This window comes from Mesorhizobium sp. M1066 (genome assembly GCF_040318635.1).
Classification (GTDB): Bacteria; Pseudomonadota; Alphaproteobacteria; order Rhizobiales; family Rhizobiaceae; genus Mesorhizobium.
Genome location: NZ_JAMYMR010000003.1, coordinates 213,823 through 232,707 on the forward strand (window position 1 = coordinate 213,823; position 18,885 = coordinate 232,707).

At 60.1% G+C, this 18,885-nt stretch carries 16 protein-coding genes; 8 read left to right on the top strand and 8 right to left on the bottom strand.

The features are described from left to right. Positions 1-262: 262 nt before the first annotated feature. Complete coding sequence (locus NKH52_RS06790) at positions 263-1,351, top strand: alpha/beta hydrolase (RefSeq protein WP_502908011.1); 1,089 nt, start codon at positions 263-265, stop codon at positions 1,349-1,351. 391 nt (positions 1,352-1,742) lie between these two features. Beyond that, positions 1,743-3,956 (top strand): mechanosensitive ion channel family protein, encoded by a 2,214-nt coding sequence (locus NKH52_RS06795; RefSeq protein WP_352728506.1) that lies wholly within the window; start codon positions 1,743-1,745, stop codon positions 3,954-3,956. Between the two features lie 242 nt (positions 3,957-4,198). Here the strand turns inward: NKH52_RS06795 and NKH52_RS06800 are convergent, their stop codons facing one another. The 5 genes from NKH52_RS06800 to NKH52_RS06820 all read right to left on the bottom strand — a co-directional run bounded on the left by NKH52_RS06800 (position 4,199) and on the right by NKH52_RS06820 (position 10,066). Then, positions 4,199-4,417: a hypothetical protein gene (locus NKH52_RS06800; protein WP_352966664.1), complete on the bottom strand. Its 219-nt coding sequence runs from the start codon at positions 4,415-4,417 to the stop codon at positions 4,199-4,201. A 142-nt stretch (positions 4,418-4,559) separates the two neighbouring features. Next, positions 4,560-5,189, bottom strand: a complete 630-nt coding sequence (locus tag NKH52_RS06805) for a L,D-transpeptidase (protein WP_352728840.1) — start codon at positions 5,187-5,189, stop codon at positions 4,560-4,562. Positions 5,190-5,269: 80 nt separating this feature from the next. Next, entirely contained in the window at positions 5,270-6,235 is a 966-nt protein-coding gene (locus NKH52_RS06810; protein ID WP_352728502.1) for an ABC transporter substrate-binding protein, read from the bottom strand. 998 nt (positions 6,236-7,233) lie between these two features. Then, entirely contained in the window at positions 7,234-7,659 is a 426-nt protein-coding gene (locus NKH52_RS06815) for a response regulator (protein WP_352728501.1), read from the bottom strand. Positions 7,660-7,663: 4 nt separating this feature from the next. Continuing rightward, on the bottom strand, positions 7,664-10,066 hold the full coding sequence (locus NKH52_RS06820; RefSeq protein ID WP_352728499.1) for a PAS domain S-box protein: 2,403 nt from the start codon (positions 10,064-10,066) through the stop codon (positions 7,664-7,666). A gap of 527 nt (positions 10,067-10,593) precedes the next feature. Between NKH52_RS06820 and NKH52_RS06825 the strand changes: the two genes are divergently transcribed. From NKH52_RS06825 to xth, 6 genes are all read left to right on the top strand, one after another. Continuing rightward, on the top strand, positions 10,594-10,914 hold the full coding sequence (locus tag NKH52_RS06825) for an ArsR/SmtB family transcription factor (RefSeq protein ID WP_352728497.1): 321 nt from the start codon (positions 10,594-10,596) through the stop codon (positions 10,912-10,914). Next, complete coding sequence (locus NKH52_RS06830; RefSeq protein WP_352728495.1) at positions 10,907-11,392, top strand: SRPBCC family protein; 486 nt, start codon at positions 10,907-10,909, stop codon at positions 11,390-11,392. Before NKH52_RS06825 ends, NKH52_RS06830 begins: the two co-directional genes overlap by 8 nt. Positions 11,393-11,466: 74 nt before the next feature. Then, positions 11,467-11,880 carry an MAPEG family protein gene (locus NKH52_RS06835; protein ID WP_352728493.1) on the top strand — a complete coding sequence of 138 codons (414 nt, stop codon included), beginning with the start codon at positions 11,467-11,469 and terminating at the stop codon, positions 11,878-11,880. Positions 11,881-13,304: 1,424 nt separating this feature from the next. Next, positions 13,305-14,057, top strand: coding sequence for a DUF4142 domain-containing protein (locus NKH52_RS06840; RefSeq protein WP_352728492.1), 753 nt, complete (start codon positions 13,305-13,307; stop codon positions 14,055-14,057). Positions 14,058-14,087: 30 nt separating this feature from the next. Continuing rightward, a complete protein-coding gene (locus NKH52_RS06845; RefSeq protein ID WP_352728490.1) occupies positions 14,088-14,693 on the top strand; it encodes a hypothetical protein in 606 nt (201 codons plus the stop codon). 279 nt (positions 14,694-14,972) lie between these two features. Further along, entirely contained in the window at positions 14,973-15,770 is a 798-nt protein-coding gene (xth, locus tag NKH52_RS06850) for an exodeoxyribonuclease III (protein WP_352728488.1), read from the top strand. Between the two features lie 78 nt (positions 15,771-15,848). Here xth and ligD read toward each other — a convergent pair whose 3' ends face one another. The 3 genes from ligD to NKH52_RS06865 all read right to left on the bottom strand — a co-directional run bounded on the left by ligD (position 15,849) and on the right by NKH52_RS06865 (position 18,876). Continuing rightward, complete coding sequence (gene ligD / locus NKH52_RS06855) at positions 15,849-16,235, bottom strand: non-homologous end-joining DNA ligase LigD (RefSeq protein WP_352966734.1); 387 nt, start codon at positions 16,233-16,235, stop codon at positions 15,849-15,851. Between the two features lie 420 nt (positions 16,236-16,655). After that, positions 16,656-18,428: an SLC13 family permease gene (locus NKH52_RS06860; RefSeq protein WP_352728486.1), complete on the bottom strand. Its 1,773-nt coding sequence runs from the start codon at positions 18,426-18,428 to the stop codon at positions 16,656-16,658. Between the two features lie 154 nt (positions 18,429-18,582). Beyond that, a complete protein-coding gene (locus tag NKH52_RS06865; RefSeq protein WP_352728484.1) occupies positions 18,583-18,876 on the bottom strand; it encodes a PAS domain-containing protein in 294 nt (97 codons plus the stop codon). Positions 18,877-18,885: the final 9 nt, after the last annotated feature.

An 18,885-nucleotide genomic window follows, 5' to 3' on the forward strand; every position in this document is an offset into this window, starting at 1 on the left:
CCAAGGCGCGGAAGATTGCCGCTCGCCAATCAGGAAGTTGGCCGCTGTTCCTGGTCGTGGGCGGGGCTCGGTCGCTGCCCATTCCGATCAAGTCACTGGTTCCCTTCGTCAGGCCGCGACGAGTCCCTTTTCGTGGATGGCCTTCGGGCGGCGAGCCTGCTTGCTTCTGTTGTCATGTTCGCTGCCTGCCTGCGCGGGGGTGCATGAGGGCATTATGAAGCCTGTAACCGCGGCTGCGCCTGCCAGCGCTTCGACGGTCACGATGCTGGTCGCCACCACTCGCAAACCCTCGGGAAATCCGGGCACACTGTTTTCAGGCGAACGCAGCCCCAACGTCTCCCTCGACAGGATCGCTATCTCCATCCCGCCGGACAACATCCGCAAAGCCGGGGACGTGCAGTGGCCAGCGAGGCTTCCTGCTGATCCGGGGAAGAACTTTGCGGTTCTTTCAGTTGAGCCCCAGTCGATCGGCGACGCAGGCAACTGGCTTCGAACCAGCCGGCACAACGGTCACGTGCTGGTATTCGTGCACGGCTTCAACAACCAGTATTCGGACGCCGTGTTCCGTTTCGCCCAGATAATTCACGACTCCGGTGCGGATGTCGCGCCGATCCTGTTCACCTGGCCCTCTCGCGGCAGCCTGTTTGACTACGAATACGATCGGGAAAGCACCAATTTTTCGCGCACGGCACTGGAACGGACGCTGCAGGCGCTCGTCGCCGACCCCGCCGTGAAGGATGTTACCCTCATGGCCCATTCGATGGGAACCTGGCTGGCTGTCGAGTCGCTCAGGCAAATGGCGATCCGCGAAGGGAAACTGCCTTCCAAGATCCACAACGTAATCCTCGCTTCGCCCGATCTCGACGTCAACGTCTTCGCGCGGCAATGGACCGAGATGGGAAGCAGCCATCCCAAGTTCACGATCTTCGTTTCCCAGGACGACAGGGCGCTTGCCGCGTCTAGCCTCATCTCCGGCGGCGTGACGCGGGTTGGCGCGATAAATCCGGGACAAGAACCCTATCGTAGCGCCCTGCAGCGAGCCGGCATCACCGTCATCGACCTGACCAAGCTTAAGACGGGCGACAGCCTGAACCATGGCAAATTCGCCGAAAGCCCCGCGATTGTCCAATTGATTGGTCAACGCCTCGTTACGGGCCAGACGTTGACGGCGTCGGACGTAAGTCTCGGCGAAGGCGTGGGTGCGGTCCTTCTGGGAACCGTCAACACAGCCAACAATGTTGTCGCAACCGTTGTGACCGCGCCGGTCAAGGCCTTCCAGCCGAGAGCTGTGCCTGTCCAACCGACGCCGATCAACGATATCTTCAGCAGCGACCCTAACGTACAGCCATGAGGCGGGAGGGCACGGATCGCCGCACGCAATAGTCGGGAGCAAGCCCGGGTCCATCGCGAGGAGGAAAGAAGCGATGATGAGAATTGCTCAGGTAACTCCGTTGGGCGAGTCGGTCCCGCCGCGCGTAGAACGCTGGAGGCCTGGGCCGAGGTCGGAATGCCCTGCCCCGGCGGCCAAATAAACATCGCCAGATACCCTGCCCGACGGTCCAGCTAGGAACGATGAGACTTGCACCCCAACATGGCTTGTTCAAGGTAGGAGCAACGACGGACATAGCTGTCCTTGCTGGCCGATCTGACCGGAGGGTTACCGCACGATGTTGCTCATGAATCGACGATTGGGAGCCAGCAACCTGGCGCGCCCGGCACGGCGTCTCGGAGGCCTGACAACGATGTTTGCCCTGATTGCCGGGCCGCTCGTCATTGGGATCGCCCTCCTGCTGGCTGGCCCGGCACAGGCGCAGTCGCCGGCTGCCGTCGCGCCCGACAAGGTCAAACAGCTGTTCGAGCTTCTCGACGATCCATCGGTGAAGGCTTGGGTGGCCGAGCAACGAAATCCGGCCGCTGGATCAACGGAAGCGCCTGCTGCGGCTGGCGCTCCGCCGGCCGACGCCGTGGCCGCACCGGGCCAGATGAATACAATGGCATCCTCGACGCTCGATCGGATCAAGCGTCACATCGAGAAAATCGTGCGAACCGTGCCCACACTGCCGGGCCAGTTCGCGCGCGTCCGGGCCCAGACAATGGACGATATGTCCAGCAAGGGTCCCGTCAGCATATTGGTGCTGATTGCTATCTTTATCGCCGCCGGCCTGGCGCTCACCTGGGCAATATACAAGCTCACCCGTCCATTTCGTCTTTGGATCATTGCGCAACCCAGAGATACGCCCATCGGGCGGGCCAAGAAGATCGGCGGCCGCACGCTTTATTCCAGCATGCTGATTGTCTCGTTCGCACTGGGCAGCGCCGGCGCGTTCATGCTGTTCGACTGGCCGATGCTGATCCGCGAGATTGTGCTGACATTTCTGATCGCGGCGGTCGTTACATGGGGTGTGCGCCTGTACGTGATGGCCATGCTCGTCCCTTCCTTCATGAACGTCGAGAACGCCGTTGAGATTCGTGCCCTGCCAATCACCAACGAAACGGCTGACTACTGGTCCTATTGGCTGCCCCGGATCGTCGGCGTTTTCGCTTTCTTCGGCGCCGCGTTTGTCCTCTTGCCGGGTCTCGGCATAGACCAGGACGGAATGGTGGTCCTGTCCGTCGGCGCCGATTTCATCCTGCTGTTGCTATTCCTGCTGGCCATTTGGCGTCGGCCAAGAACGCAGCGCGACGGTGCGCGCCACAACGGTCGCACGGCAGCGACATGGCTATTGACTGCTTATTTCGTCGTTTTGTTCCTGCAGCGCAATGCCGGCCTTTATATACTCTTCTGGTTTACCTTCGCCGCTTTCTTCTTGCCTTTGGCAATCGTGCTGACGCAGCGCGGGGTTAATTTCGTCCTGCGGCCCGGTTCGGAAGATGCTGGCCGGCCGACGATCCCGGCGGTGACGATCGCCGTCATCGATCGCGCAATCCGAATGATTTTCATCCTGGCGGCGGCTTACTTTCTCGCGCGTGTCTGGGGCCTGAACATGCAATCCATGCACGACAGCGATACGACGACGATGTTCATATTGCGCGGCTTGATCAATGTCGTGGTCATTGCCCTCGCAGCCGATTTCGGCTGGTCGATCATCAAGGCTTTGATCGAGCGAAAGCTGGGCATCCAAACATCGCACGAGGTGATCGGCGACGAGGACGTTCCACCTCCCGACTCGCATCAGGCGCGGCTGCACACCCTCTTGCCGGTCATCCAGAACATTCTGCTCGCAGTGATCATCGTGATGGCGGTGCTGATGATGCTCGCCTCAGTAGGCATCCAGATCGGCCCGTTGATCGCCGGCGCCGGCGTCGTCGGCGTCGCCGTGGGATTTGGGGCACAAACAATCGTCAAGGACGTGATCTCAGGCGTGTTCTATCTGCTCGATGATGCGTTTCGTGTCGGCGAATATATTTCATCGGGCAGCTACAGGGGTACGGTGGAGAGCTTTTCGCTGCGCTCGGTGAAGCTGCGCCACCACCGTGGCCCGCTGTTCACGATACCTTTCGGTGAACTCGGCGCTGTGCAGAACCAGAGCCGTGACTGGGTTACCGACAAGTTCAACATCACTGTCGGCTATGACACCGATATCGACTTCGCCCGCAAGCTGATCAAGCGCATCGGCCTCGAACTGGCGGAAGATCCCGAATTCAAACACTGGGTGATCGAACCGATCAAGATGCAGGGCGTACAGGAGTTCGGCGAGTACGGCATCGTCTTGAGGGTCAAGGTCACGACCAGACCGGGAGGTGCCTTCAGCATGAAAGGCAGATTCTTTTTGCGCCTCCGCCAGGCTTTCAAGGAGCAGGGCATCGAACTCCCGTTTCCGACCGTCCACGTCCAGGGGCTGCAGGACCCACATGGGGCAGAGAATGCGCCGTTGGGAATCACACCCGAGTTGCAAATGGCCGTCGCGCAGTCGCACACCAATCGGCGCAGAAAAAAAGCCAGCACAACGGAATAGGAAAGCTGTGACACCTGCCGGTCACAGCACGACTTCCCGCGCATCGCCTGCGGCAGGGATACTCTTTCATGTTCAAATGTTTGAGACAAATGTTTAAGACAAAAAAGTACCGTCACGAGCCTCGCCGACCTTGACGGTACCTTGAAAATTCGGCCGGCAGTATGCCGGAGCGTCGCTCACATTCTCATGTCCCATTTGCCGCCCGCCATGCTGGACCGGAACTCGGTGCCCGACCGAGCCGATCAAACTGGCTGAATGGATTTGACATTACCTTCCGCGTCGACGAGGCAGCTTGTTTTCTTGCCGCCGGCATCGAGTTCGACCTGATAGGTGTTCGAATCGAGCTTGCTGGACGAGACGGGAAGGACCTTGGTGGTATCGATGCGGTCCGCCTTGGCGACCGCGTTGGAGCAAAGCAGCTGAAGGTCCGCTGGAGCGGTCTCCACCTTGGTCCTAGACATCTGATCTGGCGTGGGCGGAGGCGTGCTGACGCAGGCGCTCAATATCGCCGCCAGCGACCCAAGGGCGGTCGCCGAAATCGATCTTTTCAGTGCATGCTGTCTCGTCGACATTGCTTTCCCTCTCCGATGCCGCCTTGTCGCTTCACACGCCCTTGTAAAGGGCCGCTCCCTGCATCAACACAATGACCTTCGCCCCAACCTTGATGCGGGAATGGAGATCGACGATGTCGTCATTGTTCATCCGGATGCATCCAGAAGACACATCAAGTCCGATGGTCCAGGGTTCGGGCGTGCCGTGGATGCGATAGATTGTGTCGTTGTCACCCTCGTAGAGGTAGAGCGCCCGCGCGCCGAGCGGATTATCGGGGCCTCCCGGCATGCCGTTGGCCCATTTGGCCGCTTTGGTGTCGCGAGCGACCATTTCCGCCGGGGGTGTCCATGTCGGCCATTCCGCGGTGCGGCCGACACGCACGATCCCCGCCCACCCAAACCCGTCCCTGCCAACGCCGATGCCGTAGCGGATTGCCTGCTGCCCAGGCTGGACGAGATAGAGAAAATGCTGATTGCCGTCGATGATGATCGTGCCCGGCAGCTCGGCGGTCCGGAACTTGACGACTTGCTCGCGAAACGATTCCGGCACCTGCTTGTGAAGCTTGTAATATTTGTACGCCTTGGTGCGATCGTAGTCGGTCCACTGCCTCGTCTGCGGATTGTAGACCTGCGTTCCCGCGGCAAACGCGAACGACACAGAAACGGCGAAACCCGCGGCCATCAGCAGCGCGATCCGCGAGGACCGTCCGCGCGCTGCGAAGCCTGAAGGCCTTACGCGATCCACTTCCTTCGAGCGTGCAGTCATGGCTTTGCCCACCCGTTTACGCGATCCTCGTGCTTCTTCACCCATTGTTCGGCAAATTCGTAAGGATCCTGTCTTTCAACCTGAAGAGCATAGCTCATTTGGATCGCCTCCTCTGGTTTGAAATCAACGCGATCCAGGAAACGAGCAACCTCGGGATGCTTCTTGCGCAAAGCGGTCGCGTAGGCGATGTGGTACTGCGCCGTATCCCACCCCACCGCAGCACTCGACTTCGACAGCCATGATGGATCCTCCGATGGCAGGACGATCTTCCACTTGGCGGCGTCGAAGGGCGGTTCGGTCAGGCGAACGATATCGTGCAGCTTGAAAACCGCATGCGGAGCATAGCAGCCGAAAACCATCGGGCGATCCGTGGCCTCGGCGGCATCCACTGCCGCCATGCCGACATCCTCGGGCATTTCCAGCAGCGTCATCGTCTTGGCATAGCCATAGCTGTTGGCGCGGATGCGCTCGATGGTGGTCGACGACCATGTCTCCGCGCCGATCCACATCTCGCCCTTGCCGTCGCCATCGGTGTCGAGCGATGCAGTCTTCTTCGGATCGCTGAGGTCCGAGATGTCCTTGATGCCGTATTTGTCGGCAGCCGCTCGCGTCGCGCAAATGCCCTGCCATGCCGGCACACCGATCGGGCTGATCGCGACAGTGCCTGCATCGGTTGCGTATTTCTTGACCAGGTTGTCCAGGTTGGGCAACCAGACTTCGGGATGGATGTCGACCTCGCCCGTATTGAGCCCCGCGAAAGCGATCAGGGTACCCATCGGAACGGCATCCGCATCCAGCCCGAACTCCTTCTTCAGGCTGACTTTCAGGATGTTCGCCGTCGCCTCTCCCGACGACCAGTTGGGCGTCGCGATGACAAGATCGGCGGCGTGAGCGCCGATGCTCAACATGGCCGTGGTCGCCGCCAGAATTAATGTACGGAACGACCGAACCAACGCCATCATGCCGATCTCCTGTCTACCGCAACGCATCGACCTGGAGGTCAATTCCCGACTGAGATGTCATTAACGATCTGCTTTCGGTATTTGGCAGGCGTCCGTTCTCGGCGAGAAGAAGCTACAAATAGAGAAAAAATCGGTGTCTTGCTCTTGGTGGGGCTATTTTTCTTCTGTCGCTGTCTGACCGCGCTGCAATCCTTTCTGATCCTGAGGCTGGTGGCAATTCTGTAACTGTTACGTATCGAGTACGCGCCCGCCTTTGCTGCCGCTGTGCGAGCCTCGCCGTTGACGCCTCGCCTTCCCAGGTTGGAATGGCGGCCAGCGAGGACTGTCGCGCATGGCTTGGCCGGCTCTCCGGGCGAACTGGTGTTCCGTCACAGTGATTGTGACTCGTTGAGCGAGGGTGTTGGCGCGGGCCTGCTCTGTGGAGAACATCCATCGGATTCGCGCGCCGTTGGCGGTTCGGCGGCTTTGCCAAGCGCGGACCTCGGTTTCGAGCATTGTGCGGCTTTCGATGCGGCGGTCGAGGCATTGAGCGATCGGGAACCGAGAACCGAATGGTGCGCGTACAGCAACGCTGCCGTGATCAGATCGAGGAGAAACAGTACGGCATCAAGAAGGGGAACGAATATATCCCAGCCCTGGGAGTTGCACACGGGTGAAAGGCACGGAAACATGTAGAAAAAGACATGAGGACGACGGCAATCAGCGCCAGTCGCCTTTGTGTACGACTGGGTGGCATGCTCGAGATCAGTAAGGCCGTTCCTCCACTGATCCCCTCGCTTCGATTCCGCCAGTCGACGGGTTTGGAAGTGACGGCCATTTTATCGAGCATGGAGGAGGAAGCACCCGTAGCGGCCCGGGAATTCGTCCGCTCAAGTTGGGAAGATCAAGTTCGGCAGTTCCTCGACAGCTAAGCCGCTGGGGGCATGGTTTCATATGCTCGCGATCTCGTGGCCAATGCGTCCGTCGCGGATACGCGGGCCACGTCGCCAACGCTCGATTCACCCAGGAGCACCATCGGTGCGCGATACCAGGCCAGCCCTGAGCGCTCGTTCGAGGTCGCCTTGTTCGAAGGGCTTCCCGAGGACGGGAACGTTGCGGAAGCTCTGCGGAATACCCCCAGCGCCGTAGCCAGTAGCGAATATGAACGGGATTGATCTTTCAGTGAGGGCATCAGCGACGGGGTAGGTGTCGGCACCATCGAGGTTCACGTCCAGGATCACGGCGTCAAACTCCAATGTGGCAACTTTGTCCATCGCATCGTCAACGCGTGAGGCCATACCTGCAAGGGCGCAGCCCAGGTCAGCAAGGACGTCTTCAATGAGCATCGCCACCAGCGACTCGTCCTCGACAACAAGGACGCGCAGGCCCTTCAGCGCCGGAACCTCGCGGCCCGGATCGTGCCCATTGCCCGCCGATCGCCCCATGCCACTACCCTTCCGCTCTCCCACGAGCACGTTCAAGCGGTGCCTTGATTGTGCATATGACACCCGCCGGGTCGAAGTCGATCCGCACCTCGCCACCAAGATCCTGCTTGAGGCCACGCTCGATCAATCTGGAGCCAAATCCCTGCCGAGAGGGTGGTTTGACCGAAGGGCCACCCGCTTCGCTCCAGCGAATGCTCAACTCCCGAGTGCCGTTCAAACCCGCCACGGTCCACTCTATCCTGACCTTGCCTGCATCATTCGACAGGCCCCCATACTTGACCGCATTGGTGCAGAGCTCGTGCATTCCCATGGCAAGCGCCAGAGCGAATTTCGGCGACACCCACACGCCTGGTCCTTCGACTTCGAACCGATCGCGCAACTGACCCCGATAGGGTGCGATCGCCTTCTCGATGATCTGGTGCAGGAACGCGCCTTCCCAGTTTTCCTGCGTAAGCATGTCGTGGGCCTTCGACAACGCGATCAGCCGCGCTTCGATCAGCTTTTGCGCCTGCATTTTATCCGGGCTGTTGCGAAGCGTCTGCATCGCCATCGACTGCACCGTCACCAAGGTGTTTTTGACACGGTGGTTCAATTCGTTCAGCAACAGCTTCTGGTGGTCTTCGCGACGCTTGCGCTCCGTAATGTCGAGTGCCGTGCCTATGACGCGGATACACGTCCCGCCGGCGTTGAACACGCCGCGCCCCTTGGCTGCCACCCAGCGCGTCACGCCATCCTCTTTGCCGATAGTGCGATACTCAACATCGTAAAGCGCCCGCCTTGCGGGATCGAGCGCAGCCGCAAACGCCGCCTTGGTGCGTTCGCGGTCTTCCGGGTGCAGGCCCGCATAAAAGTCCGCCATGGACACGGCGGCCTCGGCGGAAATGCCGAACATGGCCTTGACCCGGGCCGGCCAGAAGAGCCTGTCGTTGACGGGATCCACATCCCAAAGTCCGACATCAGCGGCTTCGGTGGCAAGGCGCAACTGTTCCTCGCTATCGCGCAGGCGCTCCTCGGCGCTAGCGCGCTCGAGGAGATCCGCAGCCTGGCGGGCAAGCAGGTCAAGCAGCCGCAATTCGCTGTCGGCCGGTCTGTGCGGCCTGTTCCAGTGGGTGGAAACCATCCCGAGCAGCTGTCCGCTGCGGGACAACAAGGGCGTCGTTTGTACCGCGTGGATGCCGGTCTGTAGATACGTCTCCAGGTCCTCGGTGCCGGCCATGTAGTCCGATCGGGAAACATCCTCCACGACCACCCGCTTTCTGGTGCGCAGGGCAACACCGCACGTGCTTTCGGATTCGATCCGCACCCATTCCCAGAACTCCGCAGCCTGGGCATTGAAGCCACGAAAGGCCAGCAGGCGGAGCTCGCCTTCGCTACCCCGGTCCGGATAAAACATCTGCATGCTGGCATACTCGGAGCGCATGATCATCGCCGCCGCATCGACGAGCTTTTGATACAGCGCGTGAATATCCTGTTCGTGAATCAGTTCCGCACCGATTTCCTGTAATTTCCTGGTCGCCTCCAACTCGGCCGAGAGGTTGGCATCGGATTGTGCGAGTTCCTCTTGAAGCCTTTCCGTCCGCTTGCGATCGGTGATATCGACGAGCACATTGACCGCGCCGGTGAGCCTGCCTGAAGCATCGAACAAGGGGGTCGGGTAAGGCAGGAACGGCACCCGTGTCCCGTCTGGCCGTTCCGCAACCGCCTCCATGCCGCTGTTGGGCTGCTGCTCTTTCAGCGCCAACGCCATCGGACATTGATCGTGCGGCAATGGCGTTCCATCGGGCCAATAGAGCTTCCACGTCACGCACCATTCATCGCTGCCAAGCGAAGGCTCGCGGCCGGCGAGCTTGGCCGCGGCCTCGTTGTAATAGGTGATCCGGCCAACCGCGTCCGTGGTATAGACGGCGGTCGGCATGGCTTCCAGGATCCCGCGTACGCGTTCCTCGCCTTCCATGGTCTTCGCTCTCGCCTGGTGCAATTCCGTCGTGTCGTGGAAGCAGTTGATTGCGCCAAGCACCGCGCCCGTCGTATCCTTCACCGGTTCGATGTGGACCGTCGCCCAGATTTGCGAGCCGTCGGGACGTTCGACCATCCCTTCCGCCCCCTGGATGGCCTCCCCCGTGCGTAACGCGACCGCCATCGGCGTTTCAGCGCGATTGATTTCCTGGCCGCCGAAATAGAGTTTGTATGAGCCGCAGAAGAGCTCGGTGTCGTCGCCGATGCGCGGAGCGCGGCCCCACAGATCGACGGCACGCTTGTTGAACCATAAGACACGCCCTGAAGCATCGCAGGCATAGGCGGCGACCGGGAGCAATTCGACGAAATCCGGTGGAATGTCGAGCATGGCCTGAAGGCGGTGTGAGTCGGACTGGATCTCACCGATGGCGTGAGAGCTTGACTGGGTCATTTTGGCGCTCCCTGATGGGACTTCGGCACTTGCCCGTCCGGTTCCCTCAGCCAGTGCAACGAAACATGTTGCGACTGGCCGAACAGTCTGACTGGATTCCTACTAAGCTCTTTCTGATTAACACCGACTCCCGCCAAATGCGATATGAAACGCATGGCCGAACGGCAGCCGGACCGGCGCCCTGGTATTAGGTGGTTCGCCTTCCCATCGAATGGTATATCGGGCACCGAACATGACGTAGGTCGTTTCATATCCAGAATCGGACGCACATTGGATCTCGCACCCGACACGCCCCTCAACCAAGCGCTTGAGGCATCGTTCCATGGACATCAACCCTACCACCGATCAATCTCCCTGGCGGAGATCCTGGGGCAGGATCCGAACGCATCTTGCCGCCTGCGCTCTTTCGGACGGTGAACTCGAAGCAGTCGTGACAAGCAACGCAACGGTACAGGGGTTCAACATCCCATTGCAGCGTCCACCACTTCAGGTTGACAGGTCGGGGTCATCGATTTAAGTTCGCGTTAGTGGTAACTAACGCGAACTACTGGACAGCGCTCGGAGATCCAACGAGGCGCACGATCTTCGAACTGTTGGTCGAACAGCCTTGTTCGGTCAGCGGACTTGCTCATGCGCTGCCTGTAACCCGGCCGGCGGTCTCTCAGCACTTGAAGGTACTCAAGGATGCCGGGCTTGTGGCCGACACGCGCTTTGGCAAGGAACGCATATACCGTATCGATCAGGACGGCCTGGCAAGGCTGCGCGCGGAAATCGACCAGTTCTGGAGCAAGACCCTGGCGGGCTACAAATTAGCCGTCGAGCATCCAAAAGGGGACCAGCATGAGTAAGAAACCTGCACTCGCGCCCGTAAAGCACTCCGTCGTTGTTGAGGCACCTATCGCGCGTGCCTTCAGAGTCTTCACCGAGGATTTCGGCAGGTTCAAACCTCGCGAGCACAATCTTCTCGCAGTGGCGATCGCAGAGACGATCTTCGAACCTCGGGTCGGTGGTCACGTTTACGACCGCGGAGTAGATGGCAGCGAGTGCCGCTGGGCTCGTGTGTTGACTTACGATCCGCCCAACCGGCTGGTTCTGAGCTGGGACATCAGCCCTCGGTGGCAGATCGAGACCGACCCGAACAAGACGAGCGAATGGGAAGTCCGGTTCACCGCCGAGACCGAGAATAGTACCCGGGTTGAGATCGAGCACCGGAATTTCGAACGCCATGGCGAAGGCTGGGAGGGCGTACGCGGTGGGGTGGATGGCGATCAGGGCTGGCCGCTCTATCTGCAGCGGTTCCACGCTCTTTTCCCTCCTCGGACCTGACCCGTTCTGCGGTTCAAGGGGCGTGACTCGCAAATACCATTTGGTTCACTGCGATTCCACGGAGCGGAGACAACATGGAAGGCTATTGGTTAAGCATCCTCGGCTTACTCGCGCTCTGTCTGCTATCGGTAGTGTTGGCAGTCTACTCGGGTTCGTCCAAGGGATTTGCAGGAGCGCTTTCAGGACCGGTAATCCCGGCAGACGACGACAACCCGCTCTACAGGATCGACCGAATCCACATGAACTCGGTCGAGGCACTGGCGCCCTTCGTCGTGCCGGCGGTGCTAGCGATGATGGTTGGTGTTGGAGCGGCCACTTTGGCGGCGCTTGTGTGGGTCCACCTGGCGATACGCTTGCTCCATCTGGGAATCTACCTGCGTGGCGGAAACGCTGCCAAGGGAGGCAGTGTCAGGACAATCTTGTACGTCTCTGGAGCGCTGGTCACGCTTGCCCTCATGCTTGTGACTGGATGGGCAGCACTCAATTGACGCTTTGGCTTCACCTCTCGGAGAGGCAATGTCGCCTGCGCCGGCGGCCACGGCCAGGATTTCGTGATTTTCAAGGATATGGCTACCACGGCCAAGGGCAGCTGCTGCGGTTGACGACGTAGCGCCTTCGGTCAGTTCCGGTGCCGATTCTAGAGGTTCGGATCGTGCTGGCCGAGGTCAGTCTTCACGTCCGGCTCGGTCATCGTGAAAGGTAGCTCCTCGCTCTGTCCGCCCGCATGCAAATGCAGCTTTGCCGTGAAGGCGTGCGGCTCGGCCGGCGCTGTCTGGCTTTCGAGCCAGTGATGATCGCCATCGACCCGGGATAAGCGGCAGCGTTTCGATCACGCCCCCGGAACGCTCGATGGCAACGCGTGCATGCAGCCCTTCGGCGTGCCGGGAAACCCTCAGGCGCATGCGTTCGCCCTGAGGCGTGGCGACAATTTGCAGAAGGCCGTCGCCAGTCTGCCTCCCACGTGAAACGGCTGTGGCGCGTGATGAGACAACCGCCCTGATGCGCTTCCTACGCTTCGCGCGGAGCGGAACCACCGTTCAGTTCTCGGCATTTTCACTTCCAACATTTCGTATGAAGGATAAAAACACGGATCTCCAAAAGGCCTGAAGATATGAACCCTTCAGCTCGTTGCTAAGCGCAGCCTCCTCGCACCAGCTTTCGCAACAACATGACCAGGCCTGGAATCGCGCAAAATCTTAAGGCTGAGGCTCTTAGCTCTTGGCATGCGGCAGAAGCGCAAAAAGCAACCATCTGGGAATGGCGTCGTAAGGGGGGCGCCATTACTGGCTCCGGTCCTGCCGTGGCTCTAAGTCTATCGTCCCCGTCATAGTGCACCTTGTCTCGATCTCCGTCGTTCGTTTTGACAGGGGTTTGGCAGCAGCCTCCCGTGTGTCCCGAGCCTTACCCTTGCAGGCCCCTGGCCCGGCATGTCGCGTGATGATTTCGGCGTCCATGATAGTTTTCCCTTCGGATTTGTTGTCCGGACGAAACACGTCGACGATTGTTAAGTTCCCCTCTTCCGCGACGAGGCACGCGCGCCAGATATTGCGCAAATACGCGATCCACGAGCCGAATTCGGTCACCCCGCGGCAGTGACGCCCAGCGGCGGGTGTTCAGCGCTTGGCTTCGGCCGCTTTCGGCGACTTCGCCGGCCAAGCTTTAAACATCGGCGGTACATGCCACCGGGCAGAGCTTCTTCTGAAATGGCTGGCGTGTCTGTCAGCACTAAGAACACCGGCACGCGGATAGAAAGTCCGGTGGGGTAGCCCGGCCAAGATCAAAGGTAATAATGCACCAGCTTCGGCGGACGTCTGAATTTTAGTCGGTTGGATAATCGCTCATGCAGCGGAACAAAGCCGATTGACGCTTGTTAGCTCGACAGCACATCCGTGCCCAACGAGGACAAGCCCCTATGAAAACTCACCTTATTCTGGCTTCCCTGGCCACCGCCACAGCCATGACGTTCACCCTGCCCGCGTTCGCCGCCGACAGCGCGCAAGGCTTCGTCGACAAGGCTGCGGCCGGTGGGATGTTCGAGGTTGATTCCAGCAAGATCGCCGAGGGCACGGCTCAAGACCAGTCGGTCAAGGATTTCGCGCAGAAGATGATCGACGACCACGGCGCAGCCAACGCCAAGCTTGAGACCATCGCCGGCAAACAGAAGCTGACGTTGCCGAAGGAACTGGACGCCAAGCGCAAGGCTGATCTCGACACCTTGAAGACCGCTAAGGGCGCCGTCGACAAGCCTTATGTCCAGATGCAACGCGATGCGCATTCGGAAGCGGTCACGCTGTTTGAGAGCTATGCAAAAGACGGCGACAATGCGCAGTTGAAGACATTCGCCGCTGAGACGCTGTCGACGCTCAAAATGCACAAGGACATGATCGAGAAGATCGCCACCACGGGCGACGCAGCGTCCACCACGAGCTCTACGACGCCAGCCGTAGCCACGACCGGCGCCACAAACCCCGCCGCCCCGGTTCCCGGCGCCAACAGCTTCACCGAGGAGCAGGCCAAGACCCGCCTCCAAGACGCCGGTTTCACCGATGTGTCCGCGTTGACTAAGGACGACAAGGGTATCTGGCGCGGCCAGGCAACCAAGGACGGCAAGAACACGACGGTGGCGCTCGACTATCAGGGCAACGTCGTTGCCGGCGCCAACTGACCAACCGAACCCAGATCGAGGAGATTTACCATGAAGACCGTAACCGGACTTTTCGACGATTACGATGACGCCTCCGATGCCGTAGGCGAACTGGAAGCCAGCGGTGTTCCGCATGGCGACATCAGCATCGTCGCCAACAATTCAGATGGTCGGTACGACGATGGCTACCGCTCTGACGCTGCCGAGGATGCAGCCGGCGGTGCCGGTCTCGGCGCGGTGATCGGGGGCGCCGGCGGTCTCCTGACAGGGCTTGGCCTCATGGCCATCCCGGGTGTCGGCCCCGTGGTGGCCGCAGGCTGGCTGGCTGCTACGGCAGCCGGTGCTGTGGGCGGCGCAGTCGTGGGCGGTGCGGCCGGTGGGATCGTCGGCGCGCTCACCGATTCCGGCGTGCCGGAAAGGGATGCCCATGTGTATGCCGAAGGCGTCCGTCGTGGCGGCGCTCTGGTGACGGCCAAAGTCAGCGACGGGCTTGTCGAGCAAGCGGAGCGCATTCTCGGGCAGACCAACTCGGTCAATTTGGAACAGCGCCGCAGCGCATATGAAGCCGACGGCTGGAGCCGCTTCGATGCCGATGCCGAACCTTACGGCGACATAAAGGCCGAGCGCGACAGAATTCGCAACGCCAGCCCGCTCTGAGGATCAAGGCCCCGCCGCCAAAAAAAGCGGCGGGGCGTTCGTCCCATTCCCTTATCCAGGAAGCATTGAATCGATCGCAACCAGCGCGGGTCGCGAGGATCGAACTCGGTAGGCTGGATGACCCGCCGTCTTCAATGTGCGCGCCGGCCCAGCGGCGGGAGCAAATTGGCGAGGCCGCAAAGTTCTACAAGGCGACTGGCAACTTCCCGTGCAACGTGGAGGGATCAACTGCTGAGCCATTCACGTTAATACCGTGAAGAGTTTTGGAGAGAGATCCTGATGACCCGTATCGCAACATTCAACGTCAACGGTGTGAACGGTCGCCTGCCCGTGCTCATCAAGTGGCTGGGTCAGACCGACTATGACATCGTGTGCCTTCAGGAATTGAAGACCTCGGATGAGAAATTCCCCGCGGAAGCCATCAGGAACGCCGGTTACTGCGCAATCTGGCACGGGCAAAAGTCCTACAACGGCGTAGCCATACTCGCTCGTGGAAAAGAGCCGCTGGAGCGCCGACGTGGGCTCCCGGGCGATCCCGACGATACGCACAGCCGATATCTCGAGGCTGAGGTGGATGGGATCGTCGTCGGCTGCCTTTACCTGCCTAACGGCAATCCCGCTCCTGGCCCGAAATTCGATTATAAGCTGCGCTGGTTCGACCGCCTGATCAGCTACGGCCAGCTGATGCTCAGGGAAGGTATCCCCAGCATTCTCTGCGGCGACTACAATGTCGTGCCCACCCCGATCGATGCCGTGGTGCCGCGACGTTGGCTAGGCGATGCAGTCTACTTTCCGGAGAGCCGGCAAGCCTATGCCCAGATGCTTGATGGCGGCTGGATCGATGCTGTCCGACATATCCATCCGGAGAAAGGCGTCTATACGTATTGGAACTTCGCCTATCAGGGCGGCTATGATCGAAGTTCCGGCCTGCGGATGGATCATCTTCTGGTCAGCCCATCACTTACGAACAGATTGTGCGACGCCGGCGTCGACGCTGACGTGCGAGGTTGGGAAAAGCCGAGTGATCATGCGCCAGCCTGGATAGAACTCGACCGGTCCGGCAATTACACGACGTGATCGGTTGTTCGGGATGGCTACGCGTCTTTGCTATTTGCCACTGAAATCCCGGCGAGATTTTCGTTTCCGGCGATGCGCTCACCCTGCTTTTCTGACGGCTGTCCTGAACGGACGGTCGATGGTGAAGACACCTGGACGGATGGCTCCCTCAACCTGGCTCCAGGTCATCGGATGGGCGATTGGACAACCGGGCCGGACCCGCGGCGAGAAGGCGCCGACCGGAGCGTTGCCGAGCCCATTGGGGAGATAATCAATGAAGATGCGGCCTGTTCGGGCTGACGGCGCGGCGGACAGCAGGTGGCGTCGCTTCAGCGAGCTGATTGGCGATCGACTTGGCCAAAAGGCGGCCGCTGTCCTGCGTGATCTTCGCCTCCAGCGGGGCATCAGGTGAATGCCCTTGCCCAGGTCACCTTCGTTCGGCCAGCTCTCCAGCCCTTCCGCTTCCAGGATGTCGCAGAGCGCCAGTGGCCTCGATGAGGTCCCGCTCGACGCCCTCGCCTAGGCCAAGGCCCAGAACGATGCGGCAGTCCCAGCAGCCGGCAAGGTCTGCACGCCGCACGCGAACACCTTCGCCACCTTCGCGCTTCTGCAGCCGCAACTGATGCACCCCCGCCGGAATCTTCGGCAGTGCGCCTCTGTGATAGAAAGTCGCGCCATGAGATGGCGGACCAGCTCAGCGGACGGTGGCCGAGATGGACCAGGGCGGCAGTGATGGCGTTCTTGTAAGGGACATGGATCACGCCTTCGGTACGACCGAGCAAGCGGACAACTCACAAAGTATGCCCCCCGTCTTCTGAACTGCAGCCCGAGCCTGCGCGGCGGTGACCTCATTCACGAATGTAGCGTCATGTGGGATTTCCGAGGAGGGCATCCGAATATCGGATGTCAGTTCATTGGCCAAACGATCATAAGCATCGGCACCGCAACAATGACTACGAGGAAAGATAGGGGCAGTCCCAGACGCGGATAGTCGCTGAAGCGGTAGCCACCCGGGCCCATGACGAGCGTGTTGCACTGGTGTCCGATCGGGGTGAGAAAGTCACAGCCGGCGCCGATGGCGACAGCCATCAGAAACGGTTCCGGCCTGTAGCCTAGATCACTAGCAAATTCGGCGGCGATAGGCGCCATGACAAGGACGGTGGCGGCATTGTTGAGGAATGGCGTAACGGCCATGGCGGCGACAAGGATGAGCGTCAGTGCGCCGGACGCCGGAAGGAGGGTTCCCAGTCTAGCAAGCTCGCCGGCAACTACTCCCGTCGCTCCTGTACCGCGTAGCGAATCGCTCACTGGAATGAGAACGGCGAGCATGACGAGGATAGGCCCATCGAGTGATTGGTAGACGTCGCGGAGCGGAATGACCTTGAAAAGCACAATCGCGACCGCGGCCGCGAAGAAAGCGACGGAGACTGGCAGTAGCCCAAACGCCGTCGCCACCATGGCGAGAGCAAGGACTACTACCGGCACGATACCCTTGCGGACGCTACCAAGAAGGATAGCCCTTTCTGCCAGCGGTAGGCAGCCGAGTTCACGAAGTATCTCGGGCATCGTCGCCGCACTCCCCCGCAAGACGACAACGTCGCCGAGCCTCAGCTCGACTTCGGCCAGCCTGCGGTCGAGGCGCTCCCCGCGACGGCTGACAGCCAGGAGGTTGACATTGAAGCGATCGTAAAGGGCAAGGCGCTGGGCGGTCCAGCCGATCAAAGAGGAGCTTTCACCGATTACGGCTTCGATAGCGACCATTTCGTTGGTGGTGTCGTCACCACCGACCCTATCCCCGGTCACACTGAGCCTGCCCTGGGAGACAAGGCGATCCAGCGCTTCTGGGTCGCCCTCGAGCAAGAGGATGTCATTCACCTTGAGGACCGCGTCGGGCAGTGGCGTCATCCGCATCGTGCGATTGCGCAGGATCGACGTCACGATTGCATCGCCGCCGGCGAGCTTCATGAGGTCTGCGACGGTTTTCCCGAGCACTGTGGAATCGCTGACAATTCGAGCCTCTGCAAGGTAATTCTTGATGTCGAGGGCTTCATTCAGTGACCCGCCAAGCTTTTCGCGCACCGGCAACAACCAATAGAAAAACAGCAGGAAGATCGTTCCGGCAGCGGCTATGGCAGCTCCAACAGGTGTGAAGTCGAACATTGTGAAGGCGGTTCCGGTCAGCTCCTCTCGCACTCGGGACACAACGATGTTGGGAGATGTTCCCACCTGCGTCATGAGACCGCCGAGCAGTGACCCGAACGCCATAGGCATCAGGAATATCGAGGGTGAAATGTTAGACCGGCGCGCGAACTGGAAGGCGATCGGAATCATGATAGCGAGCGCCCCGATATTCTTTACAAAGGCAGAAAGGATCGTGACCACGATCACCAGCAGCGCCAGTTGCGACCGAACTCCCGATAATTTCGGAGCAAAGCGCTTGATGGCGGCCTCCATAATACCCGAGCGTGCTATCCCTGCGCTCACCAGCAGAGCACTGCCGACAATAACCACGATATCGTCGCTGAACCCGGTGAAGGCTTCGTCAAAAGGCACAATGCCAACCGCGAGAGCAAGCAACAGTGCCGCAGCCGCGACCAGATCATATCGATAGCGACCCCACACGAATGCTGCCATCATCACGAAGGTTACGGCAAATGACAAAATTTGCGGCGTAGTCATGTCTTCGAATGCCCCAGCCGCCAATGCGACTGATCAGAACGGCCAAACCGCCCCTTTTGTTGCTTCGCTGATTGCGGCTTTGCCAGCACGATCCTGAATGCCGTCGGGCGGATGGCCGCTGACCCACGGCTTCCAGCGCAGTCGCCTGCGATCGTCAGCTTTCAGGCAATGGCAAAACTGACCTGTGCTTGATGGATCCGTCCCGTGCTCTCAAACGGGCGGGATATCTCGTGATCTTCTCGTCACGGGTGAGCCGGCTTAAAATGTCGTTGATCAAGTCCCGTTCGAGGTAGAAGTCGGCGACGTGGCGACCGACATAGTCCTCGGCAGGATAGCCAAAGAGATGGAGCTCTGCCTTGGTGGCATGGAAGATGAGGCCATCGGCGCTGATCAGATCGAGCAACCGCGCCGCTTTCAAAAAAATCCTGGTAGTCGAAATCGCTGTCATTGCCCGACG

Excerpts from the sequence above, each read along its gene's own strand:
- NKH52_RS06865 (WP_352728484.1), bottom strand. The coding sequence starts at position 18,876 with ATGACAGCGATTTCGACTACCAGGATTTTTTTGAAAGCGGCGCGGTTG.
- NKH52_RS06830 (WP_352728495.1), top strand. The coding sequence starts at position 10,907 with ATGAGTAAGAAACCTGCACTCGCGCCCGTAAAGCACTCCGTCGTTGTT.
- NKH52_RS06815 (WP_352728501.1), bottom strand. The coding sequence starts at position 7,659 with ATGGGGCGATCGGCGGGCAATGGGCACGATCCGGGCCGCGAGGTTCCG.
- NKH52_RS06810 (WP_352728502.1), bottom strand. The coding sequence starts at position 6,235 with ATGATGGCGTTGGTTCGGTCGTTCCGTACATTAATTCTGGCGGCGACC.
- NKH52_RS06795 (WP_352728506.1), top strand. The coding sequence starts at position 1,743 with ATGTTTGCCCTGATTGCCGGGCCGCTCGTCATTGGGATCGCCCTCCTG.
- NKH52_RS06840 (WP_352728492.1), top strand. The coding sequence starts at position 13,305 with ATGAAAACTCACCTTATTCTGGCTTCCCTGGCCACCGCCACAGCCATG.
- NKH52_RS06805 (WP_352728840.1), bottom strand. The coding sequence starts at position 5,189 with ATGGCCGCGGGTTTCGCCGTTTCTGTGTCGTTCGCGTTTGCCGCGGGA.
- NKH52_RS06860 (WP_352728486.1), bottom strand. The coding sequence starts at position 18,428 with ATGACTACGCCGCAAATTTTGTCATTTGCCGTAACCTTCGTGATGATG.
- NKH52_RS06820 (WP_352728499.1), bottom strand. The coding sequence starts at position 10,066 with ATGACCCAGTCAAGCTCTCACGCCATCGGTGAGATCCAGTCCGACTCA.
- NKH52_RS06845 (WP_352728490.1), top strand. The coding sequence starts at position 14,088 with ATGAAGACCGTAACCGGACTTTTCGACGATTACGATGACGCCTCCGAT.
- NKH52_RS06835 (WP_352728493.1), top strand. The coding sequence starts at position 11,467 with ATGGAAGGCTATTGGTTAAGCATCCTCGGCTTACTCGCGCTCTGTCTG.
- xth (WP_352728488.1), top strand. The coding sequence starts at position 14,973 with ATGACCCGTATCGCAACATTCAACGTCAACGGTGTGAACGGTCGCCTG.
- NKH52_RS06800 (WP_352966664.1), bottom strand. The coding sequence starts at position 4,417 with ATGTCTAGGACCAAGGTGGAGACCGCTCCAGCGGACCTTCAGCTGCTT.
- NKH52_RS06790 (WP_502908011.1), top strand. The coding sequence starts at position 263 with ATGCTGGTCGCCACCACTCGCAAACCCTCGGGAAATCCGGGCACACTG.